Origin of the sequence: Alkalihalobacillus alcalophilus ATCC 27647 = CGMCC 1.3604 (assembly GCF_000292245.2) — a bacterium.
In the GTDB taxonomy this organism is placed as follows: Bacteria; Bacillota; Bacilli; order Bacillales; family Bacillaceae_D; genus Alkalihalobacillus; species Alkalihalobacillus alcalophilus.
In genome coordinates, this window is sequence record NZ_ALPT02000001.1 from 104,411 (window position 1) to 119,845 (window position 15,435).

The 15,435-nt window shown below is 36.2% G+C and carries 18 protein-coding genes and 1 riboswitch; of the genes, 3 read left to right on the forward strand and 15 right to left on the reverse strand.

Going from position 1 to position 15,435, the window contains the following annotated elements; genetic code table 11:
• Nucleotides 1–22: 22 nt before the first annotated feature.
• Nucleotides 23–126: riboswitch (SAM riboswitch) on the reverse strand.
• 73 nt (nt 127–199) lie between these two features.
• Nucleotides 200–373, reverse strand: a complete 174-nt coding sequence (locus BALCAV_RS22205) for a hypothetical protein (protein WP_003323196.1) — start codon at nt 371–373, stop codon at nt 200–202.
• An 8-nt stretch (nt 374–381) separates the two neighbouring features.
• Nucleotides 382–1,029 (reverse strand): glutamic-type intramembrane protease PrsW, encoded by a 648-nt coding sequence (prsW, locus tag BALCAV_RS00495; RefSeq protein WP_003323197.1) that lies wholly within the window; start codon nt 1,027–1,029, stop codon nt 382–384.
• Nucleotides 1,030–1,155: 126 nt separating this feature from the next.
• Between prsW and BALCAV_RS00500 the strand changes: the two genes are divergently transcribed.
• The gene (locus BALCAV_RS00500) at nt 1,156–2,124 is read left to right on the forward strand and encodes an asparaginase (RefSeq protein ID WP_003323198.1); all 969 of its coding nucleotides are present in this window, start codon (nt 1,156–1,158) and stop codon (nt 2,122–2,124) included.
• Between the two features lie 66 nt (nt 2,125–2,190).
• Here the strand turns inward: BALCAV_RS00500 and BALCAV_RS00505 are convergent, their stop codons facing one another.
• Nucleotides 2,191–3,156: a YpdA family putative bacillithiol disulfide reductase gene (locus BALCAV_RS00505; protein WP_003323200.1), complete on the reverse strand. Its 966-nt coding sequence runs from the start codon at nt 3,154–3,156 to the stop codon at nt 2,191–2,193.
• Between the two features lie 82 nt (nt 3,157–3,238).
• Nucleotides 3,239–4,153, reverse strand: coding sequence for a D-alanine--D-alanine ligase family protein (locus BALCAV_RS00510; RefSeq protein WP_003323201.1), 915 nt, complete (start codon nt 4,151–4,153; stop codon nt 3,239–3,241).
• 899 nt (nt 4,154–5,052) lie between these two features.
• On the opposite strand from BALCAV_RS00510, the gene BALCAV_RS22210 reads away from it, so the two are divergent.
• Entirely contained in the window at nt 5,053–5,223 is a 171-nt protein-coding gene (locus BALCAV_RS22210; RefSeq protein ID WP_160173379.1) for a hypothetical protein, read from the forward strand.
• Between the two features lie 29 nt (nt 5,224–5,252).
• Here BALCAV_RS22210 and BALCAV_RS00515 read toward each other — a convergent pair whose 3' ends face one another.
• From BALCAV_RS00515 to BALCAV_RS00545, 6 genes are all read right to left on the reverse strand, one after another.
• Nucleotides 5,253–5,852, reverse strand: coding sequence for a genetic competence negative regulator (locus BALCAV_RS00515; RefSeq protein ID WP_003322423.1), 600 nt, complete (start codon nt 5,850–5,852; stop codon nt 5,253–5,255).
• 180 nt (nt 5,853–6,032) lie between these two features.
• Entirely contained in the window at nt 6,033–6,935 is a 903-nt protein-coding gene (locus tag BALCAV_RS00520; protein WP_003322424.1) for a MerR family transcriptional regulator, read from the reverse strand.
• 100 nt (nt 6,936–7,035) lie between these two features.
• Nucleotides 7,036–7,803, reverse strand: a complete 768-nt coding sequence (locus tag BALCAV_RS00525) for a metallophosphoesterase (protein ID WP_003322425.1) — start codon at nt 7,801–7,803, stop codon at nt 7,036–7,038.
• Between the two features lie 108 nt (nt 7,804–7,911).
• Nucleotides 7,912–8,517, reverse strand: coding sequence for a hypothetical protein (locus tag BALCAV_RS00530; protein WP_152563022.1), 606 nt, complete (start codon nt 8,515–8,517; stop codon nt 7,912–7,914).
• Nucleotides 8,518–8,694: 177 nt separating this feature from the next.
• Nucleotides 8,695–9,225, reverse strand: a complete 531-nt coding sequence (locus BALCAV_RS00540) for an RNA polymerase sigma factor (RefSeq protein ID WP_003322428.1) — start codon at nt 9,223–9,225, stop codon at nt 8,695–8,697.
• Nucleotides 9,226–9,383: 158 nt separating this feature from the next.
• Complete coding sequence (locus tag BALCAV_RS00545; protein WP_003322429.1) at nt 9,384–10,586, reverse strand: amidohydrolase; 1,203 nt, start codon at nt 10,584–10,586, stop codon at nt 9,384–9,386.
• A gap of 587 nt (nt 10,587–11,173) precedes the next feature.
• On the opposite strand from BALCAV_RS00545, the gene BALCAV_RS00550 reads away from it, so the two are divergent.
• Nucleotides 11,174–11,395: a hypothetical protein gene (locus tag BALCAV_RS00550; protein ID WP_003322430.1), complete on the forward strand. Its 222-nt coding sequence runs from the start codon at nt 11,174–11,176 to the stop codon at nt 11,393–11,395.
• A gap of 115 nt (nt 11,396–11,510) precedes the next feature.
• Here BALCAV_RS00550 and BALCAV_RS20980 read toward each other — a convergent pair whose 3' ends face one another.
• From BALCAV_RS20980 to BALCAV_RS00575, 5 genes are read right to left on the reverse strand one after another with little or no spacing between them, the layout of a single operon-like run.
• Entirely contained in the window at nt 11,511–11,957 is a 447-nt protein-coding gene (locus tag BALCAV_RS20980; RefSeq protein ID WP_003322431.1) for a DUF2663 family protein, read from the reverse strand.
• A gap of 43 nt (nt 11,958–12,000) precedes the next feature.
• Nucleotides 12,001–12,273 (reverse strand): hypothetical protein, encoded by a 273-nt coding sequence (locus BALCAV_RS00560; RefSeq protein ID WP_003322432.1) that lies wholly within the window; start codon nt 12,271–12,273, stop codon nt 12,001–12,003.
• Nucleotides 12,273–12,860 (reverse strand): CPBP family intramembrane glutamic endopeptidase, encoded by a 588-nt coding sequence (locus BALCAV_RS00565; RefSeq protein WP_003322433.1) that lies wholly within the window; start codon nt 12,858–12,860, stop codon nt 12,273–12,275. The genes BALCAV_RS00560 and BALCAV_RS00565 overlap by 1 nt, the downstream gene beginning before the upstream one ends.
• A 1-nt stretch (nt 12,861) precedes the next feature.
• Nucleotides 12,862–14,367, reverse strand: a complete 1,506-nt coding sequence (locus tag BALCAV_RS00570; protein WP_003322434.1) for a RecQ family ATP-dependent DNA helicase — start codon at nt 14,365–14,367, stop codon at nt 12,862–12,864.
• The gene (locus BALCAV_RS00575) at nt 14,354–15,424 is read right to left on the reverse strand and encodes a YpbB family protein (protein WP_003322435.1); all 1,071 of its coding nucleotides are present in this window, start codon (nt 15,422–15,424) and stop codon (nt 14,354–14,356) included. The genes BALCAV_RS00570 and BALCAV_RS00575 overlap by 14 nt, the downstream gene beginning before the upstream one ends.
• Between the last annotated feature and the right edge of the window lie 11 nt (nt 15,425–15,435).

A 15,435-nucleotide genomic window follows, 5' to 3' on the forward strand; every position in this document is an offset into this window, starting at 1 on the left:
AAAAATAAAATCGACGAACTCCTCCTTATCTTTCAAGCATCACGCTTGATGGATTTAGCACCTGACCCATTTCGGCTGGTTGCTGAGACTTCTTCGGGCCATTCCCTCCATCTCTCTTGATAAGAAACTCCATATTCAAATTTTCATTTTTTGTATTGAACTAAAATTACAATAATTCGCACATTTTTGCAAGTGTTTTTTATTTTTCTGGTGTCGCATCAATATGAAGGCTTGACTCATTTCCACATACACATCGTTTAAAACCCGTTTCGTATTGCCCTTTTTCTGTTCGTTTCCCTCTTAAAATAAATTTTTCACCACATTGAAAACAACGAATCGTCACTAAATAACGAATATCTTCCAGAAAAAACACCCCTTCCCTTATCGATCTAATTGGTTTGCTAATTTAACTTTATGTAAGGCAAACCACCATAACAAAATCATAAAAGGTATAATCGCAATTAAGAAATACATACTAACTAAATTTAGAATAAGGTCATAAAGACTATGAAGAGCAACCGGTACTAAAAGAGCCAATAATAAATAAGAACCTTTATTCTCACTTTCCATTTTAGACTTACCAAGATAATAACCCATAATGACCCCAAAGAGAGAGTGACTCGTAACAGGTAATAACGCTCGTCCAAGGGCGGTTTCAACACCATAAGCTAAAAGATAAAAAACATTTTCTACTGAAGCAAAACCAAGTGAAATCGCTACCCCAAATATAATTCCATCATAATGTCGTTTAAATTTTGCATGCTGATAAACGATAAAAAATAATAAAAACCACTTAAAAAATTCTTCAAAAAACCCATATAAAATCACTGATTTTGATATAGGATCCGTAAAAAAACCTTCCACTACAAATGCATATTGCAAAACCATAACTGGAAAAACTAAAATGGCTCCTATAACAAATGAACGTAAAACTAATCCATTAATATCTTGAGAATATTGATGGCGTAAGTAAAAATAGGATAAGAGTGCCATTCCAGGTGCAATTGCCGCTGTTAGAACTGCAAACAATATAGGTCCGACCCTTCTCTCAAATTTACATCAATTTTGAAAAATAAAACGTTAGGAACAAGCTTCAATACACGTTATAATATAATCGTAACATGAGCTGAAATGAATGAACAGAGGTGAACTGAAATGAAAAAAATCTTAATCATACATACAGGTGGTACGATTGCTATGCAAGAAGATGATAGTGGTGCTGTTACCCCTTTTGATTCTAATCCATTATATTCCACTATTGAATCGCTATCAAGTATTGCCGCTATCGAAAATGATGACTATTTAAACATCCCATCTCCTCATATGACTCCAGCATTAATGTTTGAACTCGCAAACCGTATCAAAAAAAGAGTGAGCGAAGAACATTTTACCGGGGTCGTCGTCACACATGGGACAGATACGTTAGAAGAAACTGCTTATGTTTTAGACTTGCTATTAAATTGGGAAATTCCAGTCATCGTCACCGGCGCCATGCGTTCGAGTAATGAATTGGGCTCAGATGGTCCACACAACCTGATCGCGGCTGTCAAAACAGCCGCTAGTGAACAAGCTGTTAACAAAGGGGTGCTGGTTGTTTTTAATGACGAAATTCATACAGCCAAAAACGTGACAAAAACCCACTCTAGCAATATAGCGACTTTTCAAAGTCCACAATACGGTCCAATCGGCATTATCACAAAACAAACGGTCAGCTTCCACCATACTTTATCACAACGAGAAAGCTACAATGTGGAGAAACTGACAAAAAAGGTTATTCTGATAAAAACGTATGCAGGAATGCAAGCAGATATTATTGAAGCCATTACTCATTCCGGAATTGACGGACTTGTCATTGAAGCATTTGGTCAAGGAAACGTACCACCAGCCATCGTGCCTGCATTAAAAGAAACACTTGACCGTGGCATTCCTGTTGTGCTCGTATCTCGTTGTTATAGCGGCATCGTTCAAGATGTTTATGGTTATGAAGGTGGCGGCAAACGTTTAAAAGAGCTAGGTGTCCTCTTCACGAACGGTCTAAACGGTCAAAAAGCCCGCTTAAAATTAATGGTCGCACTAGAATTAACAAACAATCAAACCGAATTACAAAATCTGTTTTTAAAATGAGAAAGCTCGTATTTAAGCCTCGACAATATCAAAATCGTCGAGGCTGTTTTTTTATTAAATTGAATGCTATGATTCCTTAGCTAAAATGGACTTAACGATGCTGTCTCCGTGGAAACGGCCATTTTCAATAAAAATTTCATTTGCGTTATTTCCTGCTGCTATAACACCTGCTATATATAACCCTTGAACATTCGTTTCCATTGTCTCTTCATCAAATTTTGGTCTTCCGCTTTCGTCATCCACACCGACCCCAACATGTTTTAAAAATGCGTGGTCTGGATGATATCCAGTCATTGCAAACACAAAATCAGCTTTTACTCGTTTCGTTTCGCCTTCCACCGAATAAATTACTTCTTCCTTTGTAATTTCGACGACTTCTGCCCCAAAGTGATGAGCAATCATTTCATTTCTAACAAGTGCCTCATATTCAGGTAATATCCACGGTTTGACACTAGAAGAATATTCAAGACCACGATATAAAACTGTCACATTTGCTCCTGCTTTTTCTAACTCGAGTGTCGCATCTACCGCTGAGTTTTTACCACCAATAACGACAACATCCTTCCCGAAAAAAGGATGTGCTTCCTTGAAGTAATGAAAAACATGTGCAGAATTTTCACCCGGAACATGTAAATAGTTAGGTGAATCATAATAGCCGGTCGCAATAATAACATATGCTGCCTCATATTGTTCTTTTTCCGTCACGACTTTAAAAGCATGACCTATTTTAGCAACTGACTCCACTTTTTCAAAAGAATGAATCCGGAGTTTTTTTCTTTTTACGACATCCCGGTAATAGGATAAGGCTTGATTTCTTTTTGGTTTTCGTTCTTCTGTTACAAAGGCGACATCGCCAATTTCTAAGCGTTCACTCGTACTAAAAAACATCTGGTGTGTTGGAAAACGGTAGATCGTATTGACAATGTTTTCTTTTTCAATGATGAGTGGGTCAAAGCCAGCTTCTTGACAGGAAATAGCGGCGGCAAGCCCACATGGTCCAGCTCCTATAATAATGATTTTTTCTCTTTTCATTTACCCCACTCCATTTCGTTACCACACAATCACAAAAGCTTCATTCACCGCTCTAATTAAGCCTATATACTTACAATTTATTTTATTTCTCTAAAGATAACGTAATTAATTTTTCGATCATCTCATCATAATCTAAACCAATTTCTTTTGCTGCATCGGGATAAAGACTTGTCGGTGTCATTCCTGGTAATGTATTCACTTCTAAAATAACCGGATCGCCTTGTTCCGGGATGATAAAATCAACACGTGAGTAAATATCACAGCCTAATACTTGATGGGCAAGAACGGCGTGTTTTTGAACATATTCTGTTTGTTCAGCCGAAATTCGAGCTGGAATAATATGCTCACTCATACCAGCTGCGTATTTTGCTTCATAGTCATAATGTTTATTCTTTGACACGATTTCTACAACTGGTAATGCTTTTTCATCACCTTTATTCCCAAGGACCGCAACGGTTACTTCAATACCTTTAATAAATTCTTCCAGTAAAATCGTTTCATCTAATTGAAAGGCTTCCTTAATGCCATTTTTAAGCGTTTCTTCGTCCTCGGCAATCGTAATTCCGATCGTTGAACCTTCTTGATTTGGTTTTACGACAACAGGATAATCTACATCACAAATAAAGTCTTCTTCTTTAAAACTATGTTTAAACAGTACTTGCTCTTTTGCGATTCTTGTACCTGCACGATTAAAAAAGAGTTTCGACTTTGCTTTATCAATGGCCAAGGCTGAACCTTGAACCCCTGAACCAACATATGGAATTTTTAGCATATCTAATAAAGCTTGAACTTTTCCGTCTTCACCATACCGGCCGTGTAAACCAATATAGACAATATCGACATCTAACTGAATAATTTCTTCTAATTCGTTTGGATTAAAGTCAATCCCAATCACTTCATGTCCTTTATTTTTTAAAGCTGTCATAATTCCTTTACCTGATGAAAGCGATACTTCACGCTCCGCTGAAACTCCTCCGTATAACACCGCAATTTTCATAGATGTCTCATCTCCTATTTATATATGTACATTAGTTTATTCGCCCACATGTTTTCTGGTCACTTGATCCAAACCGCATCATTATTTTAACAGAAAGAAGGCAATAAGAAAAAGAAAACTCACCAAGAGGTAACCCTTTTTCATATAGAGTAGCGTTATGTGCTTCATTTCCTGCTCTTTCTTGAACCATTACTAATAACTCACCTTTCGCTTTCGCATCGAGAAAATCCGTTCAACTAGTTGGCAGAGTGAAAGGGAAGCTCTTAAACAAAAGCCCTTGATACGTTAGAAAAGCGAGAACGCACTATCACACCAAACGGATAAACTGTGCATTAAGAAAAAATAGACAATGCTCTTCTTCGGCGGTCGCTCCCAAACAGACACTCCGCGTCCTTGCCGAGAACCTCATGAGCCTCCTCAGCACGCTTGCGGGGTCTCATTGGACGGTTTATTCCTGCGGGAGTCTCCGTGTCTGTTTGTCCGCTAGATAATGGAATCAAATCTAGGTTCGGTTTTCTTATTGAATAAAAAACAGTCCTTACTTCAAAGTACATGAGCTTGAGAATGATTTTTCTCCTTCCATGACTCATTCCGTTACAGTTGTAAACCAATCAGTTAGCTAGATTATCGAGCTTGTTTCGATTTGAATCATGTCTTTTCATGACGGCAGACTCAGGAAAAAATAGGGGGCAACGACCTATTTAGTTCCATAACCAACAAAGTGAAGAAGAAGGTTTTTCTTCGTTAGAAATAGCTGATTGAGAATGGCCATATCATCAAGCCTCTCCACGACACTTAGCGGACAAAACCATACGGAGACTCCCGCGGGAATAAACCGTGGAGCGAGACCCCGCAAGGCTTGCCGAGGAGGCTCGCCAGGTTCCCGCAGGACGCGGAGTATGGTTTTGGGAGCGACAGCCGAAGCTCTTCATTTTACTGCACAGTTTCCTTCAACAGCCTACGAAGAGATGGGTTCAGACTGTCAACGATTGAACCGTTCATGTAAAGTCAATCTCTATCAACAGTTAAGGGTTGATTATACGCTGCGAAAGTTGAGTAATAAAAAATAAAAACTCGATGACTAAAAATGTCACCAAGTTTATTTTTGCACAAAGGATTGATACAGCTTGTATATTGCTTCAAATTCAATAATTTCTTTTCCATACTCTTTAATTCGATATATAGAAGCCGTAGAAGAATTTCCATATTCAGATAATAAAGAGATAAAAGCCTCTTCTTTTAACTGTTCAATATCAAACTCCTCAAACTTTAAGAAATAACGATTTTCAAATGAATAAAAGGAGCCACCGATTACCCCAAACGCGTATAAACGCTCCGCTAATTGAATAACATCCTCTAAATCATAAAATTCGAATAAAATATCTTCACTTTCATCAAGTGTTACTTGCATTTCAATATATCCTTCTTCAAAGGCGTCCAAATCAAAATCATCATCAACTGCACCTTTTGTAACGATAATGACCATACCTTGTGCAGGCATTGCGAAAACTTCAACAGCAATAGGACCATCGATCTTAAAGCCTAATTCATCATCTGCTTCAAGCATCATATCACGAAATAAATCATGAACTTTAGGCACATCCTGCCATAAATCTTCTTTTGTAATGCCTCTTTCATTCATATCATCGAAAGTTAAGAATGCTTTAAATTTATTTATATCTAAACGTTCTAACCGCACTCATGTCCCTCCTTCATTACGCAAAACAATATTCATCCCTTAAAGGAAATGACGCTTAATAAAAGCCATCCTTTAAACTATAAACGTCCAAATGAAGCCGTTCATATGAGTAAAAGATCTCTTACCATACGGTATGTGAGAACACAAAAGAAGGTTCTAGTTCGTTGACCGTGTACAAACCTAATTATCTGTGATTATTTTTTTTATCCAGCTATCCCTAGCCTCGAAATTTTGTTCAATTAAAAAACGTGTCCATTTTTTATCCTGAAGTTGCAAAAAAGCCGCTCCGACTACCCCTATCGTAAGAGCTCGTTTTTTTTCCTCTAAGGTCAAAAGCAACTTTTGGGTTTTCGCTACATTCTTTTCATGTGTACATGAGGTAATAAAAATAGAAGCATCCGTTTCGTTTAAAACTAATTCTACATCTTCAGCTGGGATTCCTTCTCCTAAATAAAGGACAGAAAAGCCTTTTCTTCTCAAAAATAAAGAAAAAGATAATAACTGTAAATCATTTGTTTCATCCGGTCCACATACGAGCAATACTTTTGGTAAAAAGCTATTTACAGGCAACCCTTGATAAATTTGACCAATTTTTACTCGAATAAATGTGGAAACAAAATGCTCATGTGCCTTTGTAATCTGAGCTTCTTCCCATAATGCTGCAACTTTGATTAAAAGTGCTTCTAAAATTTCAATTGACACTTTCTCAAAACTAAATAAACTAAAAGCTTTATTTAACAATTGTTGAGCTTGGTTCTCATTAAAAGATAAAAGAGCACATAAAAGCTCTTCTGCTAATTGCACTGTGTAATCCTCATTTGTGGACACATTTAGTTTACTTGTTGGTTCTTGTTCTTTTTTCAGCAAATCGATAGCTTGTCCGATCGGAAAACCATGATTCACTTTATTAATAAGCCATTTTAAAATTAAAACATGTTCTTCTGAATATAGACGATGTCCTGCTTGATTTCTTTTCGGCTCGATAAATTGATAGCGCCGCTCCCATGCCCGTAATGTTCCTGGCTGAAGATCAAGCATTTTCGCTATTGCTTTTATATTGTACTTTCCATCCGTAGAAGCCATGCTCCCTCTCCTATCTTAACTAGCTCCATTAACAGGTAGAATGATATGATTGCTTCATAAAGTATAGCGAAACATAAATCATGTGTAAACAAAGGTGTTCCTAATCGCTTTTTTTGAGCTCTAACAAATGAGTTTCGCTTTTAGCTCCGAGCCTTAATGGTAAAATCGATGTTCCGTAACCGTTGCTAATAAGGGTAGTTAAAGACCCGTCCGTTTTAATCGTTCCCAATTTTTCCAGTGCTAAACCAAATAAACGAATTTGCCCCCCATGTGTATGCCCAGACAAAAGTAATGAAAATGGGTGCTCATTTGGCAAATAAGATTCTACGATCGGAAAATGGCTAATTAAAATCGTAAAAGCCTCTGCAGAAAGTTGACTATAGACCTCTAAATGATCAATCGGCTTGTCCAACTCATCCACACCAAACAAAACGATTTCCGCAGTTCCCTTTTGTATTTTCACCTGTTCATTTTTTAAGACATGAACATTATACTTATCAAACAATTCCGTCAGTTTTCTCACATCTACTTCTACATCATTGTTACCCCAAACAAAATAAACATCAGCTAACTGTTTTAATTTTAAGATATTCTCCTCAACTCGTGCCATTGGAACCGTACTTTCAACAAAGTCACCGCCAATAATGACAAGATCACATTCACCTTTTAAGGCATCAATCATTTTCGAATCAAGTTGACGACGATGGACATCTGAAATAAAAAATATTTTATACCCATCAAAAGAACTTGGTAAATCTTTAAATGAAAGTCGTTGTTTTAAGACACGATTTTGGTTCGCTTCGTAATACATATAAGCTAAGGTTGCCGAAGCTCCTAATCCAATTAATGTTAATAGTGTTTTCTTCATTTCGTTCTCCTCCTAATACGATATAGGAATGATAAACTCCCATCCTCAGCAGACGTGAAGATGGGAGTTTATCGTTACCTCTCATAAGATTCCATTCTTTAGGAAAAATTATGATTCAACCCAATGCATATTTTCAATAATCCATTGACTATATTCAATAATTGGTTCTCCTGTACTCACATAATCGATTATGACATACACAATTGAAAAATCGCCTTTTCTTTCCACTATAAGATATATTAAATCGTCTCCATTTTCAAAATATCTTTGTTCAAATTGTCGTTCCGAAGAAAAATAGAGTGGGACTTCCAAATCGATTTCGACTAATTGATTATTGACAGCAAAATCGTTCAAAAATCTTGATAATGATTCTTCATCACTCACTTCTTCTATTTTAAGAAATGGCTGTTCATTCGTTTCTGTATGATGAAAAGAAACAGATTCCCGTTCAACTGACATCGTAACAGCCACCGGAACCTCTGTCCAAAAATGCATTTGTCCGGATTGAATTTCAACAAGTTCACTATCTCGTTCTTCATATGAGTCGTCCGCTCTATTTTCCATATCTGGTTCTGACTGGAATAACTCAACCTCAACTTGTTCTGCATCTTCGCTAACAGCCCTTTCAAATTCCTCACTTTCAGATGAATCGGAAGATGATAGTTGATGATCACTCGTCATTTGGGTAAATATATAACCGATCCCGAGAAACAAAAGAATTCCCGCACAAATAGAAGCCCATCTCCAATAAGGGTTTCCTTTCCTTTGAAATCGTCCTTCTTCGCCTTCCTCCTTTTTTATCTTTCCATAATTTGATCAGCTGAATTTTGAGATGGAAGCTCATCATATTGTTTTTTAAGTTTTTCATCTTTTGTTCAAAAGGCTCCAAACTCATATCTGTTCACCTACTTTTTTATACTTTTCCTTTAGTTTTTTTTTCGCACGTAACATCCTTGATTTTACTGCTCCCTCACTTACATTCAACACATCGGCAATTTCGTAATAACTTAAATCATGAAAATAATGTAAGATAATCGGAACTTTATATTTAGAATCTAAATCTTGAATATAGTAATGTAATTCCCTTGCTTCTTCATCAAAATGTTTCTCTAAGTAAACAGTCGCACCTTGCTCTTCGTTTAATTGCTTTATTTTTCGTTTTTGCCTTTGCTCATGACGATAAATATCACGAACTACATTTAAAGTTAACGAATACAACCATGTCGTAAACTTACCATGTGTATGCTTGGGCAAAAATCGATACACTTTAATAAATACCTCTTGGGTGACATCATCTATTTGGGCATGTGACACACCAAGTTGATAGCAAAACTTTTCAACTGTTTTTAAATGGGTTTTGATTAAGTGGTGAAAGGCATCTTCATCACCTTTTTTCGCAAGAGCTAACCATTCTTCTTCCATCAGAACTAATGACCTCCTACATCAACGACTAAACAGTTATGAAGAGGATAAAAAAGATTATTCCTCTATGTAACGCTCGTTAAGTCTAATACGTTTCATTTTTTTATTCAAACATAAAGAAAAGGGTGAGTCCTAATTACTGACTTACCCTCTTCCAGTTATAAAGTACTTCCTACCTTTGATTTCTTTCTTGATAAGTAAGTTAAGGCTGATGAGGCCAATAATTTAGCTGCCGTTAAAAGTGCCGCCTCATCAATATCAAATTTAGGATGATGATGTGGATAATTAATCCCTTTTTCCTTATTTCCGGCCCCTGTAAAAAAGAATGTCCCTGGAACATGTTGTAAATAATAAGAAAAATCCTCGCCACCCATTACAGGCTCCATTTGAAAAAACCTTTGTTCTGGAAAACTAGCCGTTTGGATACGAGCAAATTCACTCGTTTCATAAGGGTCATTTACGAGTGCAGGATAACCTTTTTTATATAAATAAGTATAGCTTGCTCCCATCGCCTCACAAATCCCTTTAGTCACTTGCTCCATTCGTTCAATAATATAATCTTGCAAATCCAAATCAAAGGTACGAACCGTTCCCACTAATTTGGCCGTGTCAGAAATGACATTAAAGGGCCCACCAGCGTGAAATGAAGCCACCGTGACAACCGCCGCCTTTAAGGGATCAACATTTCGGCTCACAATTTGTTGCAATGATTGCACAACAGAGCTAGCGACCATAATGGCATCAACCGTTTCATGTGGAGCAGCTCCATGTCCACCTTTTCCTTGAATATCGATTTCAAACCGATCAGCAGCAGCCATCGCCGGACCTGGTGTATAACCAATTTCACCAACTTCAAAAGGCGACCATAAATGAGTACCATAAATGACATCAACGCCTTCTAAACAACCATCCTCAATCATTTGAATCGCTCCACCTGGTGCTAATTCCTCTGCAAACTGATGAATCAAGACGATCGTTCCTTCCAATTCATCTTTGTATTTCATCAATGCTTTAGCGACTAATAAAAGACTTGCTGTATGACCATCGTGACCACAAGCATGCATTACACCTGGCGTTTTAGAAGCAAATGAAAGTCCCGTCTCCTCCTGGATTGGCAAAGCATCAAAATCAGCCCTGAGAGCAACCGTTTTACCTGGCTTTGCCCCACGAATATAACCAACAACCCCACGTCCACCAACACCTGTTTTTACTTCCACACCTAAATCTTTTAAATATGTAGCAATTTTTTTCGGTGTCTCGACCTCTTCGAAGGACAATTCTGGATATTGATGAAGCTCTCGCCTAATTTCAATCATTTCCTCTTCATGTTGTTCTAAGAAAGCTAACACTCGTTCAATCATCTTAACACCTTCTAAACTCGTTTTCTTTTATTTTACTCTTCTAACTAAAAAAGAAAACGATATTTTTCGAAAAATGAAACAATGAATGATTTATAAATCGATAGACAAACGTAAAAAAGCTGACACCCGACAGGATACCAGCTTGATTCATTACATTATTAATCTGTTAACTGAGAAAGTTTTAACATATAGTAGGCCATTGCAACTGCTACAACCATTGCCAACAAACCGATTCCTAACACTGCTGTAAGTTGAACTAATGTCATGAATCAACACTCCCTATCTATTAAAATAGCTTTTCTACAGAAAATTATAGCATGTTCTTTGTGACAAGCGGCCGTCAAAATGTGACAATTTTTAAAACAAGCTTTCCTTCCTTTCTTATAAATGAGCCAGCGATTCTCATTTTTATGTAAAAATAACAAAATTAAAAAAGGTTAGAAAATCCAACAAATTGATTGAAAAATCAAAATAAAAGACGTATACTAAAACTTAAGAGGGTTAGAAAACGCTTTCATAATTAAGTACGACTTGTTGAGATGTTACTCGTTCACTGCATACAATAAATCAGAATGGAGGGGAACAGCATGAACTTATTAAAGTTAACGGATAAATCTTTATGCACAAATGCTGATTTAATCTTTAGTCAACAATTTGGTCTGCCCATTGAAGTATATTGTTCCAAAAACAGTGAAACCATTGCGTTCGGTCAAATTCAAGATTTTAATGAAGATTTTATTAGAATTTGTGGCAAACTTTATCGCCGCGATACAAATCTCTTTTTTGGAATTCGCCATTTAAGTGCTTAATTTTTTATCCGCTTCCTAGTCGCTTGATCTTTTACCCACTTTAACAACGTCCACTCGTCCAGCCAATTTCTTTTACAATGATAGAAAGCATCTTCTATTCATGTAGAAGATGCTTTCACTTATAAAACAGGTTAATATCATGCCTTTTTTCAATCGCCTTAAAAAAACGATGCCTTTTTTTCCATTGAATATCATCGTTCCAAATCTCCGGACTTTTGTCAATCATTTCAAAACGAAGCTCTTCAAATTCTTTTTCAGCTTTTTTCTCCTTTTTTTGAAAATATCTAACTTGAAAAATGCCCGTTACGAGCAAAAGAATCAAAAAAATCGTTGAGGAATCCATCTGTAATAATTGGTGATAAGAAAACCCTGTTCTTAAACGTCCAAATAGAAATGAATAAAGGGCAATCACCGAAATAATTGCTAATGCACTCAGAACAAATATCGACCATATTTTAAGTGATTTTTCCATTTTATCAAGTTTTTTCTTCCTTTTAATTAATTCTTGTAACATCTCATCAAAAAAAGCAGGTACCTCAGAATTTGTGGAATCTCTTTTCATAATAAAGCCCTCCCTATTTGTAAATATGAGAGGACGAACCATTTTAGAACAAATCTTGAAAAAGTTGTTCAAACCATGATGGGTAGATGAGGACAGATGCTATTAATATAATAAACAACAATAACAATACGCGCACTAACAAGAGCCTAAAACTCATTATTCGTTTTCTCACTGCTCTTTTTTTCTGATGTTTATTGCTTCGTGGTGGGAGTTCTTTTGGTTCTTCAATTAGCTCAACATTATAATCATACTCAACTTCTAATTCTTCTTCCGATAATTGACCTACATATTTACGAGCCGCACGTGACTTTTCCATTATGATGTTCCCCCTTTTATTAGCTCAAATTTGATAATCAAACCTAATGCTAAATCAATTAAAAAATGAATAAAAATCGTCACCCACAAATTACCAGTCCACATATAAACAAGCCCGATTAAAAAACTAAGGACTACAACTCCCAAAAATAAGACAGGCTTTCTTAAATAACGAAAGTGCAAACCAGCAAATACAAGGCTGGCCACGACTAATCCAAATGTCGTCTGGAGCACCCCTCTAAAAAACAACTCTTCTGCTAATGAAATCACTAAGCATAAAACAATCATTTGTGGAATCGTTATGCCCTTAAACAACTTTTCATTAATCCCACCATCATCCATAGCCTCTTTGCTAAAAAGAAAAGAGAGGCCTACATTCAAAACGACAGCAATCACAACCACAATAAACCCTAAACCAAAAATTGCTTTTATATCCCACTTAAATAATAAAAGCCAATCTGAAAACTGATTAAATAAAAAGAAACTGAGAACCGTTGCAAGAAAAAGAAGAAACAACTGAGTAAAGTAAACACTCACAACAATTTCTCTTACCGTTAAATCTTTTACTAATACTGCCTGCTTCTCCATTTTATAAACCTACTTGTAATAGTTTTTGAGCTAACTCCTTTTCCCACTTAAACGGCTCTTCTTGTGGTAGCGATTGCTCTTTTAAAAAATAGTGCTCTTGTTCAAATCCACATCGATCACAACAATAATCAATCGACTTTTCTTTAAACTCATCAAAAAAAGCAAGCATTTCTTTCCGCCGACAATTTTGAGTATTCATCCAAAGTTCGAACGTATTCAACTTCTTTTTTCTTACATTCTGTCTCGAATCAAAAATCCGAACAATTTCTTCTTTTAAAGAATTTAAAGGCATTTTTTGTACCTTTCCCTCGATCAGAAAACGATATGTTTCAAAGTGATATAAAAGAATTTTTCCACTTGTTTCTGAACATTCATATGTTGCCAAAATATTCAACCAGTGCTCTTGTGAAAGAGTTTCTAATTTTGCCACGCTTTTTATAATTCCTTCAATTTGATCAGGTTGCAACTGTTCCAACGTAATTAAATTATTGGCTAATTGATGGTCTTCAGAACTCGCTAATAAATAGGCGATGCTATCTTTTCCGTCCCTTCCAGCTCGGCCAATCTCTTGTAAATAAGACTCCAATTCCGTTGGATAATGGAAATGAATAATATAACGGATATCTTTTTTATTAATTCCCATTCCAAAAGCACTTGTACAACAAATAAGTGATAATTGTCCATTCAAAAACTGCTGCTGTATAAGCAGCCTTTCTTCATTGGACATCCCCCCGTGATAATGACTCACTTTTTGATGTTGTTTCTTTAATAAATAACTGACCTTTTCCGTCCATAATCGACTTGAAAAATAAATCATACCTGGTCCTTCTAACCGTTCGACTAACTCCAATAGTCGTTTAAGCTTATCATCCGTATGCAAAAATTTCTCGAGTCGAAAAGCAATATTTCCTCGTTCAACTGAATGGATATGTTCCACGACGTCTGTCAAAGCTAAAAGCTCTTTGATATCATTTCTGATTTCCTTTGTAGCAGTCGCAGTAATCGCCAATGTCGGCGGATGATGAAGAGCCTTTCTTACATCTTGTAAACGAATATAATCCGGTCTAAAGTCGTGCCCCCACTGTGAAATGCAATGAGCTTCATCAATAACAAATAGATCGATCTTCATTTGCTTTAATTGGTTCATAATCGCTTTATTTTGAAACATTTCTGGAGCTAAATAAATCATTTTATAGTCATGCAGGCGTTCAATAAGATGTTTTTTTTCCGCAAAAGATAAAAAGCTATTTAGTGCTACAACCTTTTTAATTCCGTTTTTTTTCAATTGCTGAACTTGATCCTCCATCAATGATAAAAGTGGGGATACGATAATCGTCGTTCCTTTGTTTAATAAAGCAGGTAACTGATAACAAATCGATTTACCCGCTCCAGTTGGTAACATTGCAATAACATCTTGTTTAGCTAAAACTGTTGCAATGATTTCTTTTTGACCAGGCCTAAAGCTATCATAGCCGAACCATTTTTTTAAAGAATCAACTAAATTCATGCTCTCGTTCCCTTCGTGCTAAAACTAAACGAATCATAAAATAATCAATAGTCTCAGGAAGTTTTCTTTTGATCTCCTTCAACTTTATAGAAGCTGTTTCATTGATTGCTTCGTTGATTAAGTTCCAGCTTTGTTGATTTATAAAAGCCTGAACCGAAAAGTCCTTTTCAATATGAGCAAGCTCGACAATATGATCTTGTATTGTCGTTATTTTTAATTGTCTTCTTTTACTAATTTCATCGATCGTAAAACCCATTTCGAGCCATTCCTTTGTTTTTTTCGTAGAGCTTGTTAAGTGGTTGTCCTGGTTTTGATCAGCAATCAGTGAAGCTAGTAAGGGAAATCGGCTCGACTCACTCTGTTCTGTTAAAACGGTTAATACTTTATGAAGAGTTGCTAAATGAAGCAATTTTGCATCCTCACGATCGATTAATAAAATCTCAGCCGCTTGATTGATTGTATAACCAATCTTCTCTGCACTTGTTATTTGTAATACAAATAGGCTCGCTTGCTCCTTTGAGCATACTTTTAAAATCGCCAAAAGCTCTTGGTAAAGCTGTTGCAAAGTGTTGTCTAACGGCTGCTTAAGGGAAATTAAGCGCTTTTTAACAAAACTTTGCACAGCCCAATCTGAAACAACTGGAATAAAGGAGGCTTTATTTTTAAGGGATGTTAAGGATTGACTGAATAAAATAAGTCTCAACCAAAAAAGACGATCGATTTGATAATAAGTCCAGCCATGATAATCTGCTAAAAAAGGTCTATTTTTTTGCTCCTGTTCGATCCATTCTTTTCCTTTCGTTGTCACAATTATTGTCTCGTTATCATTTTCTATTATATAACCTTCATTTATTAAAGTAGTCGTTAACACCTCAAATTGTTGTTTGGATAAAAAAGAGAGGATGCCAAAAAAACGTCGCACTTTAAATAAATGAACATCTTGTATCGTTTGAGCTGATTTTTTTCCTTGGAGGATATGGTATATACCCATTACACTTCTTTGACCTCGGCATTTCCAAATTACGATTAAGGAAATCAAAGCAGACAATTTTACCATAGCATAGCCTC